This window comes from Acinetobacter sp. YH16052 (genome assembly GCF_013417155.1).
In the GTDB taxonomy this organism is placed as follows: Bacteria; Pseudomonadota; Gammaproteobacteria; order Pseudomonadales; family Moraxellaceae; genus Acinetobacter.
Map to the genome: position 1 here is coordinate 1 of NZ_VPEO01000177.1, position 1,219 is coordinate 1,219.

The following is a 1,219-nucleotide window of genomic DNA, read 5'->3' on the forward strand; positions in this document are numbered from 1 at the left end:
ATACCATCTCGATTCGATTTAACTCAGGGCTATAAGCTGGAATAAAATACAAATTCGTCGAAAAGTTACTTTTAAGTAGCTCTCTGTAATCAGCCATCTTTTTACTTCTATGAATCGAGGCATTATCAACAATAAGAACCAATGGAAGGTTATAAGTCTGTTTTACTTGTTGAGCTATTCCAGTTAAATAGGCATAAAACCAAGTGCTTGTAACTGACTCTTGTAAACAACTTGTCACCAGTTCCCCCGTTGAAAGCAAACACCCCATGACATTAACTCGTTTTAATCTTATTGCATCAACCGCATGAACATCACCTATCTTTGTCCATGCATAGCGGTTATCAGGTGTAGATGAAAACCCTGTTTCATCAACATAACCTAATATAATTTCACCACGTGCCGCTTGCTCTCGTAATTTTTCAATCTGCTGTGTTGCTTGTTCAAATGCAATCGGATCTCTTTTTTTTCAAGCTATGACGGGTACGCTTGAAGACCATACCTGAATCACGTAAAAACTTACGAATGGTTTCAACAGACACGGACACTTCGTATTCTTCATGTAGTTTGACTCGGATTTGTTCTGCATTGAGTGGACTTGTATTGACCCAATCTAGGATTTTCGCCTGATAGTCTGAGATCAATGTATTGGGCCGACCTGAGCGATGACCTTCTTTAATCGATTCAAACTCATACAATTCCCAACGTCGGCGTTGTAGCCTTATGGTTTCTGGGATACGTTCTTGTAGAGTGGCAACTTCCGCAACACTTTTACCTTCAGAAAGCCAGAGAATAGTTTGGGCACGTTGTCTTTCACGCCAATGTTTTGCATGCTTGGCCAGAAAAATGAGTCGTTCTCGCTGTTCTAAACTAAGTGGTACAGAAACAATTCGAGGCATGGGTGAACATCTGTTAACTAAAAAAACTTTTTCGCATGATTAGTTATTTTTGTCAACTTACCATGTATAAGATAATTGATATTAGTCTCTATTATTGATCTAAAAGGGAATTGTCCAAAGAACTGAATGAACCGTACCGGGTTTGTCGGAGAGTCAATATTCTGAGAGACTATCCCGATGACAAAATTAAAATATACCCCTGAAATCAGAGAAAGAGCGGTTCAATTATTGATTGAATCCGAGAAAGATTATCCATCGAATTGGGCTGCAATCACAGCAATTGCGCCTAAGATTGGTTGTACTCCTGAAACACTTCGTGCCTG

The 1,219-nt window shown here is 39.3% G+C and carries 2 protein-coding genes and 1 pseudogene; 1 reads left to right on the plus strand and 2 read right to left on the minus strand.

Features of this window, described 5'->3' with window-relative positions; translation table 11 throughout:
• Both FTV42_RS17075 and FTV42_RS17080 read right to left on the minus strand, forming a co-directional pair.
• Nucleotides 1-319 (minus strand): transposase (locus FTV42_RS17075; RefSeq protein WP_373683244.1); only part of this gene is annotated, 319 nt, incomplete at its 3' end.
• A 121-nt stretch (nt 320-440) separates the two neighbouring features.
• Nucleotides 441-896 carry a helix-turn-helix domain-containing protein gene (locus FTV42_RS17080; RefSeq protein ID WP_004973749.1) on the minus strand — a complete coding sequence of 152 codons (456 nt, stop codon included), beginning with the start codon at nt 894-896 and terminating at the stop codon, nt 441-443.
• A 177-nt stretch (nt 897-1,073) separates the two neighbouring features.
• On the opposite strand from FTV42_RS17080, the pseudogene FTV42_RS17085 reads away from it, so the two are divergent.
• Nucleotides 1,074-1,219, plus strand: a pseudogene (locus FTV42_RS17085) (IS3 family transposase); the annotation flags it as partial.